This window comes from Roseibium sp. Sym1 (assembly GCF_027359675.1).
GTDB lineage: Bacteria > Pseudomonadota > Alphaproteobacteria > Rhizobiales > Stappiaceae > Roseibium.
In genome coordinates this window covers 3,142,488-3,166,391 of sequence record NZ_CP114786.1, presented here as the reverse complement: position 1 = coordinate 3,166,391, position 23,904 = coordinate 3,142,488, and the positions used below count along the sequence as shown (strand labels likewise).

Annotated in this window: 25 protein-coding genes; 12 read left to right on the top strand and 13 right to left on the bottom strand. The window is 63.6% G+C overall.

Features of this window, described 5'->3' with window-relative positions:
• Positions 1–98 precede the first annotated feature (98 nt).
• On the bottom strand, positions 99–713 hold the full coding sequence (locus O6760_RS14380; protein ID WP_269586048.1) for a UbiX family flavin prenyltransferase: 615 nt from the start codon (positions 711–713) through the stop codon (positions 99–101).
• Positions 700–2,220, bottom strand: coding sequence for a UbiD family decarboxylase (locus O6760_RS14375; protein WP_269586047.1), 1,521 nt, complete (start codon positions 2,218–2,220; stop codon positions 700–702). Before O6760_RS14375 ends, O6760_RS14380 begins: the two co-directional genes overlap by 14 nt.
• Before the next feature lie 159 nt (positions 2,221–2,379).
• Between O6760_RS14375 and ubiT the strand changes: the two genes are divergently transcribed.
• The 12 genes from ubiT (at position 2,380) to O6760_RS14315 (ending at position 15,482) form a co-directional block, all read left to right on the top strand.
• Positions 2,380–2,937, top strand: coding sequence for a ubiquinone anaerobic biosynthesis accessory factor UbiT (gene ubiT, locus O6760_RS14370; RefSeq protein ID WP_269586046.1), 558 nt, complete (start codon positions 2,380–2,382; stop codon positions 2,935–2,937).
• Positions 2,938–2,951: 14 nt separating this feature from the next.
• Positions 2,952–3,938, top strand: coding sequence for a ubiquinone anaerobic biosynthesis protein UbiU (gene ubiU / locus O6760_RS14365; protein WP_269586278.1), 987 nt, complete (start codon positions 2,952–2,954; stop codon positions 3,936–3,938).
• Positions 3,939–3,941: 3 nt separating this feature from the next.
• The gene (gene ubiV, locus O6760_RS14360) at positions 3,942–4,853 is read left to right on the top strand and encodes a ubiquinone anaerobic biosynthesis protein UbiV (protein ID WP_269586045.1); all 912 of its coding nucleotides are present in this window, start codon (positions 3,942–3,944) and stop codon (positions 4,851–4,853) included.
• The gene (locus O6760_RS14355) at positions 4,826–5,212 is read left to right on the top strand and encodes a hypothetical protein (RefSeq protein ID WP_269586044.1); all 387 of its coding nucleotides are present in this window, start codon (positions 4,826–4,828) and stop codon (positions 5,210–5,212) included. The genes ubiV and O6760_RS14355 overlap by 28 nt, the downstream gene beginning before the upstream one ends.
• Before the next feature lie 155 nt (positions 5,213–5,367).
• Positions 5,368–6,588 carry an NnrS family protein gene (locus O6760_RS14350; protein ID WP_269586043.1) on the top strand — a complete coding sequence of 407 codons (1,221 nt, stop codon included), beginning with the start codon at positions 5,368–5,370 and terminating at the stop codon, positions 6,586–6,588.
• A gap of 204 nt (positions 6,589–6,792) precedes the next feature.
• Entirely contained in the window at positions 6,793–8,955 is a 2,163-nt protein-coding gene (locus O6760_RS14345; protein WP_442969926.1) for a 4Fe-4S binding protein, read from the top strand.
• Between the two features lie 30 nt (positions 8,956–8,985).
• Positions 8,986–10,896, top strand: coding sequence for a TAT-dependent nitrous-oxide reductase (gene nosZ, locus O6760_RS14340; RefSeq protein ID WP_269586041.1), 1,911 nt, complete (start codon positions 8,986–8,988; stop codon positions 10,894–10,896).
• Positions 10,897–10,898: 2 nt separating this feature from the next.
• Positions 10,899–12,182, top strand: a complete 1,284-nt coding sequence (locus tag O6760_RS14335) for a nitrous oxide reductase family maturation protein NosD (protein WP_269586040.1) — start codon at positions 10,899–10,901, stop codon at positions 12,180–12,182.
• Positions 12,179–13,084, top strand: a complete 906-nt coding sequence (locus O6760_RS14330; protein ID WP_269586039.1) for an ABC transporter ATP-binding protein — start codon at positions 12,179–12,181, stop codon at positions 13,082–13,084. The genes O6760_RS14335 and O6760_RS14330 overlap by 4 nt, the downstream gene beginning before the upstream one ends.
• A 3-nt stretch (positions 13,085–13,087) precedes the next feature.
• Positions 13,088–13,918, top strand: a complete 831-nt coding sequence (locus O6760_RS14325) for an ABC transporter permease (protein WP_269586038.1) — start codon at positions 13,088–13,090, stop codon at positions 13,916–13,918.
• On the top strand, positions 13,915–14,469 hold the full coding sequence (locus O6760_RS14320) for a nitrous oxide reductase accessory protein NosL (RefSeq protein WP_269586037.1): 555 nt from the start codon (positions 13,915–13,917) through the stop codon (positions 14,467–14,469). The genes O6760_RS14325 and O6760_RS14320 overlap by 4 nt, the downstream gene beginning before the upstream one ends.
• Entirely contained in the window at positions 14,466–15,482 is a 1,017-nt protein-coding gene (locus O6760_RS14315) for an FAD:protein FMN transferase (RefSeq protein WP_269586036.1), read from the top strand. Before O6760_RS14320 ends, O6760_RS14315 begins: the two co-directional genes overlap by 4 nt.
• A 71-nt stretch (positions 15,483–15,553) precedes the next feature.
• Here O6760_RS14315 and O6760_RS14310 read toward each other — a convergent pair whose 3' ends face one another.
• From O6760_RS14310 to cobA, 11 genes are read right to left on the bottom strand one after another with little or no spacing between them, the layout of a single operon-like run.
• Positions 15,554–15,952 carry a hypothetical protein gene (locus O6760_RS14310; protein ID WP_269586035.1) on the bottom strand — a complete coding sequence of 133 codons (399 nt, stop codon included), beginning with the start codon at positions 15,950–15,952 and terminating at the stop codon, positions 15,554–15,556.
• A gap of 15 nt (positions 15,953–15,967) precedes the next feature.
• Positions 15,968–16,210 carry a hypothetical protein gene (locus tag O6760_RS14305; protein ID WP_269586034.1) on the bottom strand — a complete coding sequence of 81 codons (243 nt, stop codon included), beginning with the start codon at positions 16,208–16,210 and terminating at the stop codon, positions 15,968–15,970.
• On the bottom strand, positions 16,207–16,950 hold the full coding sequence (locus O6760_RS14300; protein ID WP_269586033.1) for a sirohydrochlorin chelatase: 744 nt from the start codon (positions 16,948–16,950) through the stop codon (positions 16,207–16,209). Before O6760_RS14300 ends, O6760_RS14305 begins: the two co-directional genes overlap by 4 nt.
• Positions 16,907–18,454, bottom strand: a complete 1,548-nt coding sequence (locus O6760_RS14295) for a nitrite reductase (protein WP_269586032.1) — start codon at positions 18,452–18,454, stop codon at positions 16,907–16,909. Before O6760_RS14295 ends, O6760_RS14300 begins: the two co-directional genes overlap by 44 nt.
• Complete coding sequence (gene nirJ, locus O6760_RS14290; protein WP_269586031.1) at positions 18,429–19,649, bottom strand: heme d1 biosynthesis radical SAM protein NirJ; 1,221 nt, start codon at positions 19,647–19,649, stop codon at positions 18,429–18,431. Before nirJ ends, O6760_RS14295 begins: the two co-directional genes overlap by 26 nt.
• A 3-nt stretch (positions 19,650–19,652) precedes the next feature.
• A complete protein-coding gene (ahbB, locus tag O6760_RS14285) occupies positions 19,653–20,141 on the bottom strand; it encodes a siroheme decarboxylase subunit beta (RefSeq protein ID WP_269586030.1) in 489 nt (162 codons plus the stop codon).
• Positions 20,138–20,593 (bottom strand): Lrp/AsnC family transcriptional regulator, encoded by a 456-nt coding sequence (locus O6760_RS14280; protein ID WP_269586029.1) that lies wholly within the window; start codon positions 20,591–20,593, stop codon positions 20,138–20,140. Before O6760_RS14280 ends, ahbB (O6760_RS14285) begins: the two co-directional genes overlap by 4 nt.
• Entirely contained in the window at positions 20,590–21,579 is a 990-nt protein-coding gene (gene ahbB, locus O6760_RS14275) for a siroheme decarboxylase subunit beta (protein WP_269586028.1), read from the bottom strand. The genes O6760_RS14280 and ahbB (O6760_RS14275) overlap by 4 nt, the downstream gene beginning before the upstream one ends.
• 3 nt (positions 21,580–21,582) lie before the next feature.
• Positions 21,583–22,731 (bottom strand): cytochrome D1 domain-containing protein, encoded by a 1,149-nt coding sequence (locus O6760_RS14270; protein WP_269586027.1) that lies wholly within the window; start codon positions 22,729–22,731, stop codon positions 21,583–21,585.
• Complete coding sequence (locus tag O6760_RS14265; protein WP_269586026.1) at positions 22,728–23,045, bottom strand: c-type cytochrome; 318 nt, start codon at positions 23,043–23,045, stop codon at positions 22,728–22,730. Before O6760_RS14265 ends, O6760_RS14270 begins: the two co-directional genes overlap by 4 nt.
• Positions 23,038–23,841 (bottom strand): uroporphyrinogen-III C-methyltransferase, encoded by an 804-nt coding sequence (gene cobA, locus O6760_RS14260; RefSeq protein WP_269586025.1) that lies wholly within the window; start codon positions 23,839–23,841, stop codon positions 23,038–23,040. Before cobA ends, O6760_RS14265 begins: the two co-directional genes overlap by 8 nt.
• Positions 23,842–23,904 lie beyond the last annotated feature (63 nt).

Genomic DNA, 23,904 nt, shown 5'->3' with positions numbered 1-23,904 from the left:
AACGCCCTCTTAACTGGACTATTTTCCTCATGTTTATCCAGCGGCTGGCCTCCCGGTCTTGATTTTCGTCAAGCCCGGAAACTTTTTGAGAATGATTTTCAGTTGCAGGTCCGGATCGAGCCGTTTGCCTGATTGTCCGACGGCCCTTGCCAGCGTCTCAAGCGCTCACCCGGGTCGAACCCCGCTGTGGCAAGCGCGCGCGCCGCGATCTGCCGGACCATGTCCTCCAGGTTTGCCAGGCCCGCATAGAACGGCGGTACGGGCGGAGACACGATTGCTCCCATGCGCGTCACCTTGAGCATGGCTTCCAGATGCCCCTCGTGAAGCGGCGCCTCCCGGGCAACCAGAACAAGCCGACGGCGCTCCTTCAGCGTGACATCCGCCGCGCGCGCTAGCAGACCTTCCCCCGTTCCGAAAGCGATCGCGGCGAGGCTTCGCATGGAGCAGGGAACCACCAGCATCGCATCGACCGGATAGGAGCCGCTTGCGACCGGTGCCGCGAGATCCCCGGATCCATGGCAGCACGTGGCAAGGGCGGCCACCTTGTCCCGGGCACCCCGGCCCAGTTCAAGCTCGAGCGTGCGTTCGGCGCCTTCGGTGACGATGACATGCCGTTCGATGCCGAGGTCGGCAAGCATTCCGAGAAGTTCAAGCGCAATACAGGCACCGGAGGCACCTGAAATGCCGACGATCACACGATCATGCCGTGTCATGCAGCCATGTCTCCTTCCCGTCGCATTTTGCCAGCGCTGCAAGAAGCGCGTCCGCCCGCTGTTCCATCGCCTCGGGCATGACAAGTTTGCCGGCAAAGGGACGCGCGGTTTCCGCCCCGATCTTGGTGGTTGCGTCGATCCCCAGTTTGCCGCCGAGGCCGATCCTCGGGCTGGCGAAATCCAGCTGGTCTACGGGTGTCCCGGAGAGCGTCAGAAGATCGCGTTCCGGATCCGAGCGCGTCGCGACCGCCCACATCACCTCGTCCCAGTTCCTGATGTCGATATCCGGATCAACCGCGATCACATATTTGGTCATGGAGAATTGCGGCAGCAGCGACCAGAAGCCCATCATCGCCCGGCGCGCCTGCCCCGGGTAGGACTTGTCGATCTTGAGGATGGCAAACCGGTAGGAACAGGTCGCCGGAGGCAGATGAATGTCGAGGATCTCGGGGACGGCCTGTTGCAGGATCGGGCGGAACATGTCCGTCATGGCCTCCCCGATCACCGACGGCTCGTCCGGCGCCCGTCCGGTAAAGGTGGACAGGTAGACCGCGTCCTCGCGCATCCGCATCGCCTTCAGGCGGAACAGGGGATATTCGGCTGCATCGTTGTAGTAGCCGGTGTGATCACCGAAGGGGCCTTCGAGCGCGGTCTCGCCCGGCGTGATTTCCCCTTCCAGCACGATTTCGGCACTGACGGGCACATGCATGTCGATGGTAGCGCACGGGCTCAGCCGTGTTGCCGTGCCGTTGAAGATGCCCGCAAGCGCCAGTTCGCTGACATTGCCCGGCGCCGGGATCACGGCCGACAGCAATGTCGCGGGATCACATCCGATCATGACCGCCACGGGCATGACCTTGCCGGCTTCCCGCCACTGACGGCAGTGCAGAGCCCCTCCGCGGAACGGCAGCCACCTGACAATGGCGGCATCCGGCCCCAGCACCTGCATCCGGTAGACGCCGAGATTGTAGCTCTTCGGATCGTCGCCCCCTGGGGGACGGGTGATGACGACACCCCATGTGATCAGCGGACCGGCATCGCCAGGCCAGCAGGTCTGCACAGGCAGCCCTGTCAGGTCCGGAGCGGCGTCCATCAGGTCCTTGTTGCGGCCCTGACGCTTCGGCCGCGCGTTGAGGCCCGCCTTTGCCACGGGAGCGAGTTGAAGGGCTTCGCGCATTGAGGCGGGAGGCTGAGGAGAGCGCAGTGCGGCGAGGAACCTGCCGAGGGCGGGCAGGTTTTCCGGCTTCAACCCGAGACCGTTGGCCACCCTCTCGCGGGTTCCGAACAGGTTCAGCAGCAACGGCGCGGCAAACGGTGGCCTCCCGGCGCGGTACGGCGCGTCAATTTGAAGCGCGGGACCGGTTCGGGCGATGACCTTCCTGTGCAGGGCCGTCGCCTCAAGGTGCAGGTCGACCGGCTGAGAAAGGCGCCGAAGCCCGTTTCCGGCCTCCAGAAAGCCAAGGAAATCGCTCAGTTTTGCAAAGGGGGGAAGGTCTCGGCCGGTCATTGGGGGTGGCGGGAGCCAGGTCTCCTGAAGGTGTTCTGCCCGGGAACGCCGGTGCAGTTTCCATCCGTGTCCCCCGGGGCCCGCGCCCGGTCCTTGACAAAGATCAAGTATGGCGGGGTCCGGATCGAAATACGGTCCGGCATCGAAAGTGAGACCGACATGCCAAGACCTGCTTCCGCCCACAGCCTGCCTCCCCTTGTTTCCGATCTGGTCGCGCCTTTGCCGCGACGGCCGATCGAAGTGCTTCTGTCCGAAATGGTCAGACGCCTGACCACCCGGCGGCCTGATCTTCTGCGCCGGCTCGGGTCGGTGGCCAATGTGCCCATTGCGGTCTCGCCGGATGATCTGCCGCATGCCTTCCTGATTACCCTGGGCCCGGAAAGACCGTCGGTCAGGATCTGCGACAAGGACCGGATCTCATCCGCGGAAGCGGTTGTCCGCGCGCCCCTGCTTGACCTGCTTGGTGTGCTCGACGGCACCTATGACGGGGACGCCCTGTTCTTTTCCCGGGACCTGCGCATAGAGGGCAAGACCGAGTTTGTGCTGGCGCTGCGCAACACGCTCGAGGAGGCGGACCTGACACCGGGAGAATTCATCGGCCTGTCAGGCAGCCATGCCCGCTGGGTGAACGATGTCGGCGCCAGGATGCTCGGAACGGCCCGGCAGGTCATCGCGCGTTCAAACGGCGCCTCGACATTGAGCGGCGGAGGCCACTGATGCCTGCCTCCCCCATGGAACTCGTCTGTCCGGCCGGAACGCCTGCGGCCCTTCGCGCGGCCGCCGACGCAGGCGCGGACGCGATCTATTGCGGCTTTGCCAACGAGACCAACGCACGGAATTTCCCGGGCCTGAATTTTTCATCGGACGAACTCACGGCGGGTGTCTCATATGCGCATGCCCGCGGAGCGAAGGTTCTGGTGGCCATCAACACCTTCGCCCGGGCCGGCGACATCGGCATCTGGCGGCGTGCCGTCGACGACGCGGCAGCCTGCGGCGCCGATGCGGTGATCGCGGCCGACATCGCCGTTCTCGATCATGCGGCCACGCGCCATCCGGACCTGCGTCTTCATCTGTCCGTCCAGGCCGCGGCAAATACGCCGGAGGCCATCCGGTTCTATTCCGAAACCTTCGGAGTTCGGCGCGTTGTCCTTCCACGGGTCCTGACCGTGCCGGAGATCGCCGCGCTCAACAGGGACATCGGCGTGGAGACGGAAGTCTTCGTCTTCGGCGGACTTTGCGTGATGACGGAGGGCCGCTGCGCGCTGTCGTCCTTCGCGACCGGCAAGTCGCCCAATCTCACGGGGGTCTGCTCTCCGCCCGAAGACGTCGACTACCGGGAGGACACGTCCGGCAACCTGCTGGCGCGCCTCGGCGGCTTTACCATCGACAGCTTCGAAGCCGGGCAGGCAGCCGGGTATCCGACGCTGTGCAAGGGCCGGTTCTCGGCCATGGGAAAGACCGGCCACCTGTTCGAGGACCCCGTCAGCCTGAATGCCTTCGAATTGCTCGCCGACCTGTCGAAAGCCGGCGTGACGGCCCTCAAGATCGAAGGCCGACAACGCGGCAAGGCCTACATATCCGGTGTGGTCAAGGCATTCCGCCAGGCCGTCGACAGCCTGTCGGGCGGTGCGGATCCGACGGCGGCGATCGCGGCACTCAAGTCCTTTTCCGAAGGCGGACAGCAGACCGCCGGTTCCTACAAGAAGACATGGCGGTGAACGATGCGGGACCTTTCCAGGATTGAACTTGCGCTCGGCCCCTGTCTCTTCAACTGGTCCTCGGAGCGCCTGACTGATTTCTACAAACGTATCGCCGCTGAAGCGGACATCGACCGCGTCTACCTGGGAGAGGTCGTCTGCGGCAAACGCATGCCTTTCACCGATGCCATCTGGCCGGACGTGATCGAAACCCTGACCCGGGCCGGCAAGGAAGTGGTGCTGTCGAGCCTGGCGCAGCCTGTCAACAAGCGGGAAAGGGAGATCCTCCGGCAGCAGGCCGGATACGACATGGCGATTGAAATCAACGACATGTCGATGATCCCCGCCAGATGCGGCACGGCCTTCACCGCCGGGCCGTTCCTCAATGTCTATAACGAGGCCACCCTGGCGTTCCTGGCGGACCGGGGGGCCTCGAGATGGTGCCCGCCGGTCGAACTGCCGCTGGCTTCGATCGGCAGGATATCCGCGCTTGTGCCGGAGGTTGCCATCGAACTGTTCGCTTTCGGCAGACTTCCGCTGGCGCTTTCCTCCCGTTGCTATCACGCCAGGGCCCATGGTTTGCGGAAGGATTCCTGCCAGTTCATTTGCGACCGGGATCCGGACGGCATGGATGTCGCTACCCTGGACGGCCGCCGGTTTCTGGCAGCCAACGGCATTCAGACCCTGTCCGGCTCCGTTCACTTTTCCGGCGTTGCAAGCGGCCAGTTGCGGGCAATGGGGATCGGCAGTGTGCGCCTGTCGCCCCATACGGTCGACATGGTCGAGGTCAGCCGGGACTTTCGCCGTTTCCTTGACGGCGGGTCCGACGCGGAAGAGCTCGCCGCGAACCTGAGTGCACGGGATCTGCCCGGCCCCCTGTGCAACGGTTACCTTTCCGGAGACGCAGGATGGACGACAAAAGCACTCCCGGTCTAGGAGCCGGGCCACCGGACCGGTCCGAGCCGGTTTCCGATGTCGTTGAGCAGATCCACCGCGAATTGCAGCGTCTGGACATGCCCTGCACCTGCAAGGACCAGCTTGACCGCACCATCATTGCCATCGAGGCCTGGCGGAAACTGAAGCTGCGCAAGGACCTGAGCGACAACATTGAACGGGAATATGCCCAATTGGTGTCCGGCCTCGCATTTCTCGGCGACCTCGCCCGGATCGGCCAATCGACGCTGTCGCCGCAAGAGATGGACGATCATGCGGAAAGCCTCAAATTCCTGGCGGACCTCGCGGACAGATGTGCCCGGCAGCTGAACGAACTTGCCAGGACATGTGAACGGGACTGAAGCACCAGGCCCGGACCGGCAGCCGACATTCATATTTCCGACCCGGCTTGACGATGGTCAAGAGGATCGCCCGCGGATGCGGCCAGCATGGGACGGCTGTTCCGGCGGCAAGCCGGGACCTGTCCGACAGCAGTTCATCCTTCGAGAGGCAAGTCATGGCCATGACGCGTTCAACCCCTTTTCTCCCTGCGCGCCTCAATATTCCGACGGTGCTGACCGCCGGGTTCCGGTTCTTCTTTCTGTCCGCCGGCCTCTTTTCCGTGTTCGCCATGTTTGCCTGGACGGTCTGGCTCGGTGTCCACGCGGCCGGCGGCACATTCGTGTCTGCACCCATGTCCATGGCACCGCATCTGTGGCATGCCCATGAAATGATGTTCGGCTATACGGTCGCCGTGATCGCGGGTTTCTTCGTAACGGCCGTGCCGAACTGGACGGGAACGAAGGAGGCCGGCGCCGTGTTCGTGACGGTCAGTGGCACGGTCTGGGTCGCGGGCCGCCTGGCGGTCTGGTTTTCCGCAAGCCTCGACCCGCTGCTTGTTGCCGCGATCGATCTGGCCTTCATCCCGATCCTCTCCACCGCAGTGCTGGGTCGTCTGGCCAGAAAGTCCCAGGCCCGCAACATGGTGTTCCTCGGACTGTTGACGGCGCTTTTTACCGGCAACCTGATGATGCACCTGGAGTGGACCGGCTGGACCGGTGACGGCGCTGCGGCAGGTGTCCGGCTGGGTATCTTCACCAGCGCAGCCATGATCGCGATCATCGGCGGCCGGGTTGTGCCCGCCTTCACCCGCAATGCGTTGCTGCGCGCCGGCCATGAAGGCCCCCTGCCCCGGTCCCGCCTATGGCTGGACAGGGCGGGAATCCTGTTCTCACTGCTGGCGGCGCTCGCCTGTCTGCCCCTTGTTCCGCCGGTTCTGCTTGGAGGTCTCAGCGTTGTGGCGGGTCTGCTGGCCCTGTTCCGCCTTGTCGGCTGGAAGGGCTGGGCGACCTACAGGGACCCCATTCTCTGGATCCTGCACGCCGCGTTCTTCCTGCTGGGATCCGGTTACCTCGCCTATGGCCTGTCGGTGCTCACCGGAGCGTTGCCGGAAACGGCTGCATTGCATGTTCTTTCCGCCGGTGCGATCGGCAGCATGACGCTCGCCATGATGACCCGTGCCTCTCTCGGACATGCCGGACGGGCGCTGAAAGTGTCCCCGCCGATCGTGTGTGCCTATGCGGCGGTTATTGCTGCCGGTCTCCTGCGCGCCTTCGCGACGCCGTTGTTCGGGTATTTCGAGACGATGCTCCTGTCCGGCGGTCTCTGGACCCTTGGCTTCGCACTCTTCATCCTGGTTTATTTCCCAATTCTGACCACGCCCCGAAAAGCAAAATAATTGAGATAAAACAGGGCACTCCGTCACACGGGGTGCCCATTTTCGTTGGTCCGGGAATCTATTTTCCCATGCTTGACAATCGTCAAGACATCCCGCTGCGCGAGGGTCGAAAACTACCCCCCAGGAGAAAACACTGGATTTCTTGGAGCGTGTCTCGTGGGTCGGCCCCGTCACATTTATCAGATTGCCCTTGTCTGCATCGCCATGCTTTCTGCACTGGCGTTCACGTCTGCGGTGCTTGCGGACGATGCGCTGGTTTCCCGGTTCCTGAGCAAAGTCGAGGCCGGTGACCTGGTGCCCGGTGCCGACGCCTTCGGACCCATCAGGGACGATGCGGCTGTCGTGCCGGCGCTCAAGGGCGGCGACACAATCGGCTGGGTCTATCTCACCTCCGACTTCGTCTCGACGACGGGCTATTCCGGCAAACCGATCCATACGCTCGTCGGCGTGGACGAGAATGCGGTGATCACCGGCGTCCGGCTGGTCAAGCACTCCGAACCCATCGTCCTGATCGGCATCCCGGAGAGCAAGATCCGCGCGGTCACCGAAGGCTATGCCGGTCTCGACCTGAAGGTGGAAGCCGAAAGCGGTGGCTCGGCGCACGACCTCGACATCATTTCGGGCGCCACAGTGACCATCATGGTGATCGACGATTCCATCGTCCGCTCCGGGCTCAAGGTGGCCCGGGCTCTGGGTCTCGGCGGCCTGAAACAGGAAAAGGCGGACACCGGCCCCCGGATGGTTGTCGACACCGGCAAGATGGACATCCAGGACTGGATGACGATGACGGGCGACGGCTCGGTCCGCCGGATGTCGCTCGACGTTGCCCAGATCAACGACGCTTTCGCCCAACAGGGTGACGCGCGCGCCATTGCGCGGCCGGAAGACGGACCCGAGACCGACAGCTTCGTCGACATGTACCTCGCGCTCGCCGACGTGCCCTCCATCGGCCTGTCGCTGCTCGGCGAGGCCGAATTTGCCAATCTGCAGAAGCGTCTTAAAGAAGGCGAGCACGCACTCCTGGTGATGGGACGCGGTCGCTATTCGTTCAAGGGATCGGGTTATGTCCGCGGCGGTATCTTCGACCGGATCCAGCTGATCCAGGATGATGTCTCGGTGCGCTTCCATGACCGGCAGCAGACCCGGGTCGGCGAGATCGCCGCGGCGGGTGCCCCGGCCTTCACGGAGATGGACCTTTTCATCATCCCGGCGGATTCTGACTTCGACCCGGCGAAGGAATTCAGGCTGCAACTGCTCGTGCAGCGGGCCGTCGGACCGATCGACAAGGTCTTCCTGACCTTCGATCTCGGTTACCGGCTGCCGGCCGCCTATTTGCGGTCCGAAACACCGGTGGACGCCGTTGAAACAAACACAACCGGCGAAGACGCCCAGGCGGAAGAAAAAGCGGCCGTCCAGCAGCTCTGGAAGCGGATCTGGAACGACCGCAAGGCCGACATTCTGGTGCTCGCCGGCGCCATCGGCGTGCTGACCCTGGTGTTCTTCTTCCAGATGCAGGTCACCCGCAACGAGCGTTTCACCTTCTGGTTCCGGATCGGTTTCCTGACCTTCACGCTGGTCTGGCTCGGCTGGATGGAAAACGCCCAGCTGTCGGTGGTCAACGTGCTGGCCTTCTTCTCCGCCCTTACCAGCGACTTCAGCTGGGACGCGTTCCTGATGGATCCGCTGGTGTTCCTGCTGTGGTTCTCCGTCGCCGCGGCCCTGCTGTTCTGGGGACGCGGCGCCTATTGCGGCTGGCTGTGCCCGTTCGGTGCCTTGCAGGAACTGACCAACCGTCTGGCGAAGCTCTGCCGCATTCCGCAGATCGAGGTGCCCTGGGGCCTGCACGAGCGCTTGTGGCCGCTCAAGTACATGATCTTCCTGGGCCTGTTCGGACTGTCGCTCTATTCGCTGGACACGGCGGAGCACTATGCCGAGGTGGAACCGTTCAAGACGGCCATCATCCTGAAATTCCAGCGCGCCTGGCCGTTTGTGCTCTTTGCCGTCGCGTTGCTGGCCGCGGGACTGTTCATCGAGCGGTTCTACTGCCGTTACCTGTGCCCGCTCGGCGCGGCCCTCGCCATCCCGGCGCGGCTGAGGATGTTCGACTGGCTGAAGCGCTATCGCGAGTGCGGCAACCCCTGCAACCGCTGCGCCAAGGAATGCATGGTCCAGGCCATTCATCCCGAAGGCAACATCAATCCCAACGAGTGCCTGAACTGCCTGCATTGCCAGGTTCTCTATCAGCACGACCAGAAATGTCCCGTCTGCATCAAGAAGCTCGCGAAACGCAAGCGCTTCGAGGTGCAGACCGGGCTCCGCAAACCGGAACCGGACGCCAAACCGGCGACATCGGTCCCGGCCGAATAACCTTCACCAGGCAAACGAAGGAGAAATGCCATGAAGGAGTATGAAGAAAAACAGGGTGTGTCCCGCCGTGATCTGTTGGGCGGCACCGCCAAGACCGCGGTCGTCGCCGGCATGGGCGCCGTCGCCGTCGCCGGCGCAAACCCGGCCTTTGCCCAGGAGGGCCATCAGAAGTTCGAATTGTCGCCGGGTGAACTGGACGAATACTACGGCTTCTGGTCCTCCGGCCAGAGCGGCGAGCTGCGCATTCTGGGCGTGCCGTCGATGCGCGAGCTGATGCGTGTGCCCGTGTTCAACCGCTGCTCCGCCACCGGCTGGGGCCAGACCAACGAGTCGCTGAAGATCCTGACGGAGGGTCTCCTGCCTGAAACCAAGGCCTTCCTCGCCGCCCAGGGCAAGGTGACCTACGACAATGGCGACCTGCACCATCCGCACATGTCGTTCACCGACGGCACCTATGACGGGCGCTACATCTTCGCCAACGACAAGGCCAACACCCGCGTCGCCCGCATCGACTGCACCACGATGAAATGCGACAAGATCATCGAGATCCCGAACGCGCATGACATCCACGGCATGCGGCCGCAGAAATATCCGCGCACGGGCTACATCTTCGCCAACGGCGAACATGAGGCGCCGCTCGTGAACGACGGCAAGATCCTGGACGACCCGTCCCAGTATTCCTGCATCTTCACTGCCATTGACGGCGACGAGATGAAGGTCGCCTGGCAGGTGATCGTCTCCGGCAACCTGGACAACACCGACGCCGACTACCAGGGCAAATACGCCTTCTCGACCAGCTACAACTCCGAAATGGGCATGAACCTGGCCGAGATGACCGAAAGCGAACTGGACCACTGCGTCGTCTTCAACATCAAGGCGATCGAGGAGGCTGTCGCCGCCGGCAACTACCAGGAGCTCAACGGCGTGCCGGTCGTCGATGGCCGCAAGGACGCGAACTCCCAGTTCACGCGCTACATCCCGATCCCCAACAGCCCGCATGGCTGCAACGCGGCTCCGGACAAGAAGCACATCGTCATCAACGGCAAACTGTCGCCGACGGTGTCGATCATCGACGTGACCAAGGTGGACGCGCTGTTCTCCGACAATGCCGATCCGCGGTCCGCGGTCGTCGGTGAGCCGCAACTGGGTCTCGGCCCACTGCATACGGCCTTCGACGGCCAGGGCAACGCCTTCACGACGCTCTTCCTGGACAGCCAGGTGGTGAAGTGGAACGTCGACAAGGCCATCCGTGCCTATGCCGGGGAAGATGTCGACCCGATCATCTCCAAGGTCGATGTGCATTACCAGCCGGGCCACAACTCCACCTCCATGGGCGAGACCGCGGAAGCGGACGGCAAGTGGCTGATCTCCATGAACAAGTTCTCCAAGGACCGGTTCCTGAATGTCGGCCCCCTGAAACCGGAAAACGAACAGCTGATCGACATTTCCGGCGATGACATGAAGGTGGTTCATGACGGGCCGACCTTTGCCGAACCGCATGACAGCATCATCGTGCACCGCTCGAAGGTGAACCCGGCCATCGTCTGGGACCGCAACAACCCGGTCTTCGACGATGCCAAGAAACAGGCCGAGGCCGACGGCGTCGATCTGGAATACGCAGCGGACGTGATCCGCGACGGCAACAAGGTGCGCGTCTACATGCACTCCGCCGCCCCCACTTTCAGCCTTGAGAAATTCACGGTGAAGCAGGGCGACGAAGTGACCGTCTACGTCACCAACATCGACGATATCGACGATCTGACCCACGGCTTCTGCCTGTCCAACTACGGACTTGCCATGGAAGTCGGCCCCCAGGCGACCGCGTCGGTAACCTTCGTCGCGGAACGCCCCGGCGTGCACTGGTACTACTGCCAGTGGTTCTGCCATGCCCTGCACATGGAAATGCGCGGGCGGATGTTCGTCGAACCAAGGAACGCCTGATCATGCGACGCGCCCTTTCCCGGCTGACCGGATTGTCCACCCTCCTTGCGGCAAGCCTGACCCTTTGCGGGCCGCTTGCCGCAAGGGACTGGTCCGTACCGGCCGAAAAGGGCGCGTTGCAGGACGTTCTGACGAAAGCGCAGGCCGGGGACGTACTCCGGCTTGCTCCCGGAACCCACGAAGGCCCCATCCTCCTTGACCGGCCCCTGACACTGGACGGCGCGGGCAAGGCCCGCATCGTCGCGCAAGGTCTGGGCAGCGTGGTCACGGTGACCGTGCCCGATGCGGTGGTCGAAGGCCTGATCCTCACCGGATCCGGCCTGTCGCAGGAAACGCTCGATGCCGGCGTGAAACTGACCAAGACCGCCCACAATGCCGTCGTGCGGAACAACAGGATCCTGGACAACCTCACGGGTGTCGATGTTCATGGCGCGAGGAACGCCCTTGTCGCGAACAACCTGATCGAGGGACGCCGGGATCTGCGCCCGAACGAGCGCGGCAACGGCATCTATGTCTGGAATGCCCCCGGCCTCATCGCCGAGTTCAACACGATCCGCTACGGCCGGGACGGCATCTTCGTCAACACCAGCCCAGGGGACACGTTCCGCAACAACAGGTTCGAGGACCTGCGTTTCGCCGTTCACTACATGCACGGCAACAGCGGCACGATCGAAAACAACGTCTCGAAAGGCAATGACATCGGCTACGCGCTGATGTTCTCGGACCGTCTGGTGGTGCGCAACAACATTTCCGTCGAAGACCGCGATCACGGGCTGATGCTGAACTACGCCAACCGGGCGGACATCTCCGGGAACCAGGTCCGCGGCGGCGGCGAGAAGTGCCTGTTCATGTACAACGCCAACAGGAACAAGGTCACCGGCAACCGTTTCGAAGGCTGTCCGATCGGCATTCATTTCACCGCCGGCTCCGCCGACAACGCCTTTCAGGGCAACGCCTTCATCGGCAACCGGACCCAGGTGAAGTATGTCGGCAGCCGCCAGCTCGACTGGAGCACCGGCGGGCGCGGCAATTTCTGGAGTGACCATCCGGCCTTCGACATGAACGGCGACGGCATCGCCGATACCGCCTACCGGCCGAACGACATGGTCGACCAGGTCCTGTGGACCCAGCCCTCTGCCAAACTGCTGATCGGCAGCCCTGCGGTGCAGCTGCTGCGGTGGACCCAGTCCCAGTTTCCCGCCCTGTTGCCGGGCGGCATCGTCGACAACGCACCGCTGATGCATCCACCGGAGCGCCGGTTGCCAAATTCGGGAGTCCAAGGATGACCACCCCTCTTCTCACCGTTAAGGACATCTGCAAGACCTTTTCCGGCTTCAGGGCCGTCAATGAGGTCTCGTTCGAACTGAACCCGGGCGAACGGGTCGCACTGCTGGGCCACAACGGTGCCGGCAAGACCACGCTGTTCAAGATCGTTCTGGGCTTCCTGAAACGCGATGCCGGCGAGGTGTCCGTTCTGGGAGCCGAGCCGGGCAGCCGCGCGGCGCGATCCGGCACGGCCTATCTGCCTGAATCGGTCGCCTTCCCGGCCTCCCTTACGGGCAGGGAAGTGCTGACCTTCTACGCAAGGCTCAAGGGCGAACGCCCCGCTCTTGCGATGCCCCTGCTGGAAAGGGTCGGACTGGTGGAAGCTGCGGCGCGTCGGGTCGGAACCTATTCGAAAGGCATGCGCCAGCGCCTCGGTCTTGCCCAGGCCCTGATCGGCCACCCCCGGCTCGTCCTGCTTGACGAACCCACCACCGGGCTCGACCCGATCTCGCGGCAGAATGTCTACGAGCTGATCGGCGAGATCGCGGACCAGGGCACGACGGTGCTGCTGTCGTCCCATGCCCTTACCGAGCTGGAAGCCCGGACGGACCGTATCCTCATCCTGTCGAAAGGCCGGCTGGTTGCGGACGACGTGCTCAGCCGTCTGCGGGCCCGGGCAGGCCTGCCGATCCGGTTGAAGGTCTGGACCAGGCCCGAAGATCTGGCGCAGGTTTCCGAACGTCTTGGCGGTGGCCGCATGAACGGCCGCTCGGTCGAACTCGACTGCAGCGCCGATGACAAGATCCGTGCGTTGTCGGCAATCAGCGCGCTCGGCAACCTTGTCGAGGATGTCGACGTGCATGCACCGAGCCTCGACGAGGTCTACCGGCACTTCTCCAACACGGCGCAACAGGAGGTCTGACCGATGCTCACCAGAATTCTCACGATCGCCGGTCAGGAAATCCGCATCGGCATCCGCAACAGGTGGATCCTGCTCGCGGCCATCATCCTGGCGGTTTTCTCGCTCGCGCTCGCGCTGTTGGGCTCCGCCCCCGCCGGCACGCTCGGCGTCGACCGTCTGACCATCACCGTCGCCTCGCTGGCGAGCCTGTCCGTCTATCTGGTGCCCTTGATCGCATTGCTGCTCGCCTTCGACGCGATTTGCGGCGAGATGGAACGCGGAACGCTGCTGATGACGCTGTCCTGCCCGATTTCACGGTCCGAATTCCTGATCGGCAAGGCCGTTGGCCACACGTTTGTCCTGGTATTCGCACTCGTTGCCGGCTACGGGCTGACCGCCGGACTGCTGCTGTTCCTGGGCGGCGGGTCCCTGACCGGTCTCCTCGACTTCGCCCGCCTGATCGGAACATCCGTTGTTCTCGGAATCTGTTTCCTGGCGACCGGTTACGTGCTGAGTTCATTGACCCGGCAGTCGAGAACAGCCGCCGCGGCGTCCATAGCCGCCTGGCTCGTGATGGTGGTCCTTTACGACCTTGCCCTTCTCGGTGCGCTGGTCGCCAATCCAAGCGGCGTCTTCGCCTCCGGGGTGTTTCCCTATGCCGTCCTGGTCAATCCGGCCGATGCCTTCCGCCTGTTCAACCTGGCCGCACTCGGCGCCAGTGACCTGGTGGGTGGAATGGCCGGCGTGGCGGACACTCTTCCCTTCGACCCGGCCCTGGCCCTCGTGTCGCTGATATGTTTCGCCGGCATCGCCCTGACCGGGTCCGCCCTGCTCATCCGGAGGATAACACCATGAAACCCTGGGCCATCGCCATCTCCGCCTTCTGCGTCACGGTTCTGGCCGGCTGCCAGGAAGAGGTTCAGATCGCGAAGCCGGCAGCCGTCGACCTGACGCCGGAAGCGGCTGGGCATTACTGCCAGATGACCGTCCTGGAACACACCGGTCCAAAGGCGCAGATCCATCTCACGGGCAATCCCAATCCCTTCTGGTTCACGCAGGTCAGGGACGCGGTCGCCTTCACGCTTTCTCCTGAAGAACCGAAAAACATCGCCGCGATCTATGTCAACGACATGGGCAAGGCGGAAAGCTGGGACCAACCCGGCGCCGACAACTGGATCGACGCCGACACGGCCTGGTTTGTCACAGGCAGCTCGATGACCGGTGGCATGGGCGCCCCCGAAGCGATCCCGTTCGGCAATGCGGATGCGGCCACGGCCTTCGCGGCCGACAATGGCGGCAGCGTGGTGCGTTTCAAGGAGATTCCCGAAAGCTACGTGTTCGGATCCGTCGAAATGTCGGCAATGGAACCGCTTCCCGTCTCCGGACAGGGAGAGGCCAGACAATGAGACAGTCCAGTTCAAAGCAGGGACGGCTCACCCGTCGGCGTTTCCTGACAATTTGTGCCGCCGCGGTCCCGGGCCTCTCGCTCTCCACGATAGCGGCACAGGCTCTCGGCACCGCCCGACTGCATCGCTGGCGCGGCATTGCGCTTGGCGCAGGCGCGGAGATCAATCTGGTGCATCATGATGCGGCGCAGGCGCAAGACCTGTTTGCAGGCATCGAGACGGAAATCCGCAGGCTCGAGGCCATCTTCAGCCTGTACCGACCCGAAAGCGAGCTGGTCAGGCTGAACGCTCATGGCCGGCTCCCGGCGCCTTCCCCGGAACTGCTGGACCTGCTGAGCCTCTGCCGGAGCATGCAGGCCGCCACCGGCGGCGCCTTTGACCCGACGGTTCAACCGCTCTGGGACCATTATGCCCGCCGGGCCGCCGGTGCTCCGGCAGAGGATTTCGAGGCCGCGCGGCAGGCATGCGGTTTCAGGCATGTCTCGGTTCAGCCGGAAGAAATCAGCTTTACAAGGCCCGGCATGGCAATGACCCTCAATGGCATTGCGCAAGGGTTTGTCACCGACAGGATCACGGATTTCATGGCAGCGCATGGCTGCCGTGACATGGTGGTCGACATCGGCGAGATTGCCGCACGGGGTGCGGCACCGGGCGAAACCTTGGGTGGTGACACCGGCTGGCCCGTCACGCTGTGTCCCGATCCGAACCATCCGGACGGACGCACCGACATTCGCCTCGACCGCGCCGCCGTTGCCAGTTCGGCAAGGCAAGGCACGACCTTCGATCAGGCAGGCACCCGATCGCACATTCTCGACCCGGTGACGGGACTGCCGGTCGACAGCGGCCTTGCCGGCGCAAGTGTGCTGGCGCAAAGCGCGGCTGTCGCCGACGGCCTGTCAACGGCGGCACTGGTCTGCGGGGAACACCGTCTTGCCTCTGCCCTCGACCGGTTTTCCGCCGCCAGGGCCTTCGTTGTGCGCGATGACGGCTCCTGCGGCTGGATCGAGAGCTGAGTGTTTGCAAGACGGGACAGAAGCGGTTGCCGGACCGAACGGCCCGGCCGGCCGCCATCCCCGGGGAATATTCAGGGATTTGCCGTGGCGATTGCGGCGATCCAGGTGAGTAACAACAGGACCGCCGTTCTGAATCCCAGGGCAACGACCGTTCGGATTTCATATGCTCCGCCCTGCAGCACATGCAGCGAAAAGGCCGACAATACCACAACGGTGCCCGTCACGAGCGCGAGGAAAACACGATAGGCCCATCGTTTGCGCCGAAGCAGGCCGAGGCCGGCAAGGACGTAACCGAACCCCGCAAGAAAATTGAACCAGAGCACGAAGCTGACCACGTTCCCCGCAAGCTGAAGAGCTTGCTCACCTCCGAACAGCACAAGGCCACCGGAGACGACGGTCAGCAGTCCGAACACGATGGCAACGCCCCCGGCGAGGCGGCGGATCGCTTGATACCTGTGCCTATCATTCATCAGACGTCCTTCCGTTCACTTTCCGGTCCCGTCGGCCTCATCCATCAGCCGCCGCACCCATCTGGCGGCCAGCCAGGCTGCGGGAATACCGAGGGGAATGCTGATCCAGATGGCCGAGACCGGCGACAGGGCCGTCAGGCCGAGCGCCTGCCCCATCAGGCCGAGCATGAACAGGTTGATGGCGACGGCGGCCGCGGTGAACGGATAAAGCACGATCCACAACGTGCGCATCGGCCAGCCTTTTTCGATATCGGTCATGCCGCCAGCATCCTGTGTGCCGCAAGTTCCAGAGCATGCGCGATCAATTCCGGGACGAAGTGGGCGTTCCCCAGAGGCTCCATGCGCAACCCCTTGAAATCCGCCCGGTCGAGAGCCTGCGGAACGTCGTCGCGGACATGCCCGCCGGTGCCCGCAAAAAACGGCAGTGCGAGGGTGCGCAGGCCTCGGCCTCCCGCGACATCCTCCAGGTGCGGTGCCTGCTCCAGGAAGCCGACATCGATCCGGACCGATGGCAGCCACGAGGCCAGGGCCTCCGCGAAGTCGAGGGAGCATCGCCCGGCGGCGGAGCCGGTCGCGGAGCCATGCGCCGCCAGGAGGACTTCATACCCGTGTGCGCCCCAGCCCGCGTGGTCCGCCGCAGTCTGCAGCAACTGCGCCGTCAGCGCGGGCAGGTCGGGATGAACGCCGAGGGCGGGCAACTGCCGCGCGCCCGTTTTTTTCAGTCGGCCGGCAAGCGCGGTTTTCGTGAACCAGCCCTCAGCCATGAAAACCGGAAAAACAACCGGTTCAGGCCCCGCCGCATCCAGTGCACGTTCAAGACGGCCGGGCGCGGCCAGCGTGGCAGAGCGGATTTGCCAGTCCGGAAGGAATTCGCGGACCCTCTGGGCGAGTGCGCGCAAATGCGCCTCACCTGCCTGCGCGTTCGACGGCTGTCCATGCGATACGATGATCGCGTCAATGGCTTGTTCCTTCCGAGAACGTGATCTTGTTCCAGACATTGTATTTCCCCGAGGGTTTGCGCATGGGCAGGCGCCGGACCTCTTCAAGTGTCCGGGCGTCATAGACGATCACCGCGCCATCGTCCTCCCAGACGGAGACGACGGCGTAACGGCCATCCCTGGTGAACTCGACATGGGCCACCGTTGCGCCTTCGACGGGGCGCAGGGTCTTGACGATCTCAAGGCTCTGCTTGTCGATGACATGCATCGCGTCCCTGTTCGGTCCAAAAAAGACGTCCGACCAGAAATAGGGCGTGTTTTCGTGGCTCCTGAGGAAAAAGCCGGGGCCTTCCGTCCGGATCGTGGCCACCCGTTCCCAGGTCTTCGTGTCGATGATCGAAAGCTTGCCTTCCTTCAGATGCGGCGTGGCCATCACCCGGCGCCCGTCCCGGTCCCAGCTGATGCCCGAACCCAGATGCGGCATGCCTTCGAGCGGAAGTTCGGCGATTTCCCGGCCGACATTAAGATTGACCACCACACCGCGACTGCCGTCGCGCGCGGCGCCAACCAGGTTCCGGTAGTCATCGTCGAAAAAGAAATCGTCCAGCGGCTCGGCGATCTCGATGCGCCGGCGGGCGAACAGGCCTTCGGAAGAAGGAAGCGCTTCGACCATGCCCTTTTCCCGGCTGTGCACGAAGCCCTCATAGACAGGGTCCGCATCCGGATCGGTAGCAACCTCCCAGATTTCCGGGGCATCCTTGAGCGCGAGAATGAAGCTCTTGCGGTGCGGGGCCTGGTAGACAGCGGAAACCCGGCTTGCCGTTCCGTCCTTCGCCCTGATCTCCATCACCCTGGCGACGGACAGGTCGTCGGTCGACAGGATGGTCAGGGACATGGGCAGGTAGTTGGCCACGGCAAGCCACTTGCCGTCATGGCTGATGGCGATGTTCCGGCTGTTCAGGCCCGCACGGATCCGGCCAACTTCCTCAAGCGCATATAGGTCATATTTCTGAACCCAGCCGTCGCGGGACATGATGAAGACATAGCGGCCATCGGGCGTGAATTTCGGCCCGCCATGAACCGCGAACGGCGTGGCGAAGCGATCCAGCGTCTCGAACGTATCTCCGTCCAGAACGCTGACATGATGATCGCCGGTTTCGACCACCAGGGTGATGTTCATGGGATCGGACGCCCAAAGGGGTGTTTCGGCCGGCCGGTAATCCTCGTTGAGCACAAGGCTTGCCTCGATGTCGTCTTCGCGCCATTGCGGAACGCTCTCAAGCGGCTGCTTGAGGAACGCCGACAGCGCCTCGATCCGGTCCGCGGAAAGCGCTTCCCCGAACGCGGGCATCTGTGTCGCCTCGCGGCCGTCGCGGATGACCGTGATCAGGTTGGGGCCACGCATGCGCCCGAGGGTTTGCGGAATGAGGGCCGGACCTATGCCGCCCAACCGGTTTTCACCGTGGCACTCACGGCAATTGTCGGCATAGTCCTCCGCCGGTCCCGCCGAAGCGGACGCCGTCAGAAGCAACAGCACGCTAAGCGAAGCGATGAGCCGGATCATGGCGCTTTCCTCGGAACGGAGTGACGACAAGACGCTCGCTGCCCGGATGGTCGAGACCGATCTCGGCGTCGGAGAGATAACAGGCGGGATCTTCCGCCCAGGGGTCGCCGGTCAGCTGCAGGGCCCGGATGCGCGTATTGCCGCCGCACACGTCCTGAAGGGCACAGGCGCCGCAACGGCCCTTGAGCGGCCGTGGCCGTGTCCTGAGCTGCGCGAGCATCGGGTCCGCGCCGGTCCACAATTCGGAAAACGGGGTCTCCTGAACCCGGCCGATCGTGTAGTCGGACCAGTAGGTGTCCGGATGAACCCGGCCAAGAGTGTCAATATTGGCGACACCGAGACCGGAGGAATTACCGCCCCAGGCCGCCAGATGCTCGCGAACGTGGTCGGCTGTGGCGTCACCGAAACCCTCACGGACCCAATTGAGGAAATAGACCGCGTCCGCGTCATTGTTGCCCGTTACGATATCGAGGGGCCGCCCGCCGCTGGCACCCTGCCAGGCCCGGTCGAGCAACAGGTCGAGCGCCCAGCGAGAACGCCTGTGCTCGGCATCCTCGCCGCGATGCTTGTCCCCCCGGCCCGCGTAGACCAGATGCGACAGGTAGAACTTGTCGACGCCTTCATCGTCGCACAGGCGCAGAAGGTCCGGCAGGCACTCGTGGTTGCCCTCGGTCAGGGTGAAGCGCAATCCCACCTTGATGCCGCGGGCCTTGCATTCGCGCACGCCGCGCAGGGCGGAGACGTAAGCGCCTTCAACGCCCCGGAACCAGTCGTTGGTCGCGCCGATGCCGTCGATCGAGATGCCGACATAGTCGAAGCCGATTTCCGCGACCCGGTCGGCGGTGTCGCCATGCAGTTTCGTGCCGTTCGTCGACAACGCCAGCATGCGGACCAGCTTGCGGGCCCTTGCGGCGATCTCGAAGACATCCTTGCGATCGAGAGGCTCGCCGCCGGACAGGATCAGGGCGGGAATGCCGAACCGGCCGAGATCCTCGAGCGTTTGCATGGCCTGGTCGTGGCTCAACTCGCCCGGGAAATCGACATCGGCGGAGACCGTGTAGCAGTGGCGGCATTTCAGGTTGCAGCGCCGGGTCAGGTTCCAGATGACCACCGGCTTCACCGCTCCGGTCCCCCTGCGGGTCCGGACCGGGGTCGGATCCGTGATCTGGTGCATGTATTCTGACAGACGAAACATGGGTCAACCTTCCTTTGCGCGCAGACGCAAGCCGGTTTTCTTCAAGATGCGCTTGGAAAAAAGGATGTCCGAACCGTGACAGGCCTCCCCCAGAAGCGCGGCGATGTCCGCGCGCTTGGCCTGGACTTCCTCGCGGCTCGCACCGTGCACCATGGCGAAGAGATTGTAGGGCCAGTCCGGCAACGCCCTCGGCCGGCGGTAGCTGTGGGAGACGAATGGCAGGGCACCGACCCGTTCTCCGAGTGCATCGACTAGGCCGTCGTCGACATCCCAGACCGTCATGCCGTTTGCGGTCATGCCGAGCCGGTAATGGTTCGGCGCCGCGCCGATGCGCCGGATAATGCCCCGGTCCTTGAGATGTTTCAGCCGGTCGATCACTTCCGCTTCGGAAATGCCGAGCGTTTCGGCCAGAACCGCGAACGGCGCGGGCACCAGAGGCAACCCCGCCTGGGTGGCCTCGATCAGGGTTCGGTCGGTCGGATCCATGGTCATGCGTTCACCCGAAAACCTATGAAGAACTCGCGTTCCTTGGGAAACAGCAGAACCTCAAGGCCCGTCTCGCGTTCAATCGAGGCCGCTGTCGACGCAATCGTCGCCCGGCTCTCCGTCGCCAGCACGAACCACATGTTCAGCCGGTGTTCCCTTTCATAGTTATGCGCAACCTCCGGGTGGGCATTGACTTTGGTTAAGACCTCCTCGAAGCGCTCCTGCGGAACGGCCATGGCGCACAGGCAGAAGGCACCGCCCAGCGCTTCGGCATCGAAAAACGGCCCGAACCGCGTCAGTAGCCCATCGTCGCGCAGGCGTCTGACCCGGTTCACGACCTCCTGTTCGCTCAGCTCCATTTCCGCCGCGAGAACGGCAAACGGGTGCGACGTCAGCGGCAGGTCGTCCTGAAGCCGGTTGATCAGGCGACGGTCCAGCTCGGACAGGTCATAGGTCATGCGGCAGCTCCCCGGCTTGAGATCAAGGCTCCGGTCTGCTTGAAGCAGCGGCTCGAGAACAGGACTTCACGCTGGACGCCGTCCAGCTCCGGCAGACCGGAGGCCTTGTGAAGGGTCTCCAGGGCCGTCTGCCGGTTGCGGGCATGGATCATGCAGTAAAGGCGATAGGGCCAGACGCCTTCCACGGGACGGCGTTCATAACAAAGCGTGATGCCGGGCAGTTTCGCCAGGGCCGGGCCCGCGGCATCGATCCGCTTCGACTCGATATCCCAAACGACCATGGCGTTGGAGCGCCAGCCAAGAGCCCGGTGCCGGACAATGACCCCGAAGCGCGAAATGATCCCGGCCTCCCGAAGATCCGCAATTCTGGACAGGACCTGTTCCTCCGTCCGTCCCAGGCTGTCCGCGATCCTGAGATACGGCCGCCTGCAAAGCGGCAATCCAAAAGTGAGCGCCTGCAAGATATCGTTGTCACCCTCTTGCAGGCGCTCAAGGCGGACCGGCCGGGGCACAGGTGGCCGGTCCGAAGATCCGTCAAGCCGGAATCCGAGGTCGATGTTGAAAGGACGTACGAGCCGCAGGTCGAGAACCTGAAGGCCGGTGTCCCGCCGGATGCTGTCCAGGACCCGGTCGACGAATGCGCGGTCGGGGCCCGTCGCGACGAACCAGAGGTTCCAGAGGTTTTCCCGCTCGTAGGAATGATTGATCCCCGGCTGGCTGCCGACGATCCGGGCAACCTCCTCGAGATCTTCAGCCGGAGCACTCAGCGCGGCCAGCGTGCTGGCCGACACCGTGTTGGGTGCACAAGTCGCTCCGACACGGCTGATCCGCCCCTCTGCCAGCATCTTTTGCAGACGCTGCAACACCATGTCTTCGCCGCAGCCGGTGTGCGACCCCATTTCCTCAAAGGGCCGGCTGACCAGGGGCAGCTCCCGCTGCCAGTTGTCCAGGAGATCGAGGTCGATGGGATCGAGGAGAGACTGCATCGCTCAAAGCCCCGTCCTGTGTGCCCGCGCGGTGAAGAAAATGCCGGAGGGACTCTCCGCCTCGATCTCGCCGCGTTTTTCGAAAGTCCTGGTGTCGTAGACCATCACCTTCCCGGCATCGCGTACCGAGATCCAGACCTCGTGTCCGCGGGCGGTAAATTCCATGTGCAGCACGGCCGGTCCCGGCTTGAACTCGTGCACGACCTTTTTGGTCAGCGTATCGATCACCTGGATTGTGTCGTTGAGCGGATGGGCGAAATTCACCCAGACATGACGGCCGTCCGGACGCGCCATCGCGAAAACCGGCTGTCCATGTGTCTTGGTCCGCCCGGTTTCGGCAAGCGTGTCGCCGTCGATCCACAGCACTTCGTGATGCCCGACGGCCGGAAGAACGAATTCCCGGCCGGCCCTCGCCCAGCCTTCCAGGTGCGGCATCTTGTAGACAGGCAATTCCTCTTCGCCGCGGCCGTATTCGGGCAGAACGCGGATGGGCTTTGGATCAGGATCCCACAGATCGAGCGCCGTCAGGCCGTCCTCGCCGAACAGGCCGGTGATATAGAGACGACCGTCGCCGGTGATCAGCGCATCATAGGGATTGGTCCCCATGTCCTCGATCCTGGTGACGTCCGGCGTGCCGCCGGAAAGATCGGCGATCCAGGTTTCACCTGCATCCCACAGTGTGAACACGAAGCGCCGGCCGGGCGCGTCCACGAGACCGATGGTCTTCGACCCGGTCGGGATGTCCGCCACCGGTTGCAGCGTGCCGGCATCGAAGATCCGGACGCCACCCGGTTCGTAATTGGAGACGGCGACCAGAGTGCCGTCATCTGAAATGGCGCCGCCGATGGCATTGCCGGCCTGGACGATGCGGCGGTCGATCCGTTGTTCCACCAGGTCGACCTTGGTCAGGCCGCCATCCCGGCCGAAGACATAGGCAAATCGCTCGTCCGGCGAATAGACCAGGCTTGCATGGGACAGGTCACCGAGACCCTCGATGCGTGTCAGGACGGCGTGGTCCGACTGGTCGACAAGAAGCAGGGAGCCCGTGGCACGTTCCACGACAAGTCCGAGATCGCCGGTCGCAACAACGGATTGCGCCTGAACCGGGGCGGACAGAAGGACGGCCAGAACGGCACCGCATAGCCACTTCATTTGATGTCTCCCTTCAACAGATATTCGGCAATTCTTCTGGCATCGGCCTCGCTGATCAGCGGGCGCCAGGGCGGCATGGCGGTTTTCGGGATGCCGTCCAGAACCACCGTGGACAGAGTGTCGACGTCATAATGTGCAAGCGCCTCGGGCCTGATGTCCGGCCCCAGCCCGCCCTTCAGCGTCATGCCGTGGCAGGAACCGCAGTCCTGATGAACGAGACTGACCAGCACCTGCGGTGGGCTGCTTTCCGCGGCCAGGGCCAGGCTCGTGATCGCCAGGAGGCAAAAGGCGACGGTCAGAAGCAGCTTAAGCATGGGCCAGCTTTCCGGCTGTCTCCCGGCTCGCGCCAGCCAGCAGCATGTCGACGGCATTTGCCGGCCATTCCGTGCTCAGGGTGACAACCTCGCCGATCACAAACAGCACCGGCGCCTTCAAGCCCGCATCGCGCACATCCAGCGCGACCTGTCCAAGCTCGGAAAACAGCCTTTTTTCACGTGGTGTCGTGGCGTTCGCTATCGCCATGACCGGCGTCGCCTCGCTGAACCCTTCGGCAACAAGGCGCATGGCGATCTGGCCGATATTGGCGACACCCATATAGACGACCAGGGTGGTCTCTTCGCTGGCCAGGCTCTTCCAGTCGAGATCCAGGACACCATTGGCCTGCCGGTGGCCGGTCACATAGCGCACGCCGGTCGCAAGGCCGCGGTGGGTGAGCGGAACGCCGCTGGACGCGGAGGCGCCCTGCGCAGCCGTGATGCCGGGGACATATTCCACCGCGACTCCCGCGGCGGCAAGTTGCGCCGCTTCCTCGGATCCCCGTCCGAAAATGAGCGGATCGCCGCCTTTCAAACGGGCAACAGTCTTGCCCTCCAGGGCCAGACCGACAAGAATTTCGTTGATGAGATCCTGAGGTACCGGATGGTTGTCCGGCGATTTTCCAACCGGAATTTTTTCAGCGTCGGCCGGAACCAGCGCCATGACTTCCGGCGAAACCAGCCGGTCATAAACCACCGAGTCGGCCTCCTGAAGCAAGCGCAGTGCCTTCAGGGTCAGAAGTTCCGGATCCCCGGGGCCCGCACCAATCAGATAAACTTTACCTGGCTGTTTCATCGTGAACTCCTGCCGATGGGAAAATGCAAGGAAACGGAGGGGCGTTGACCGCCCCTCCGAAGG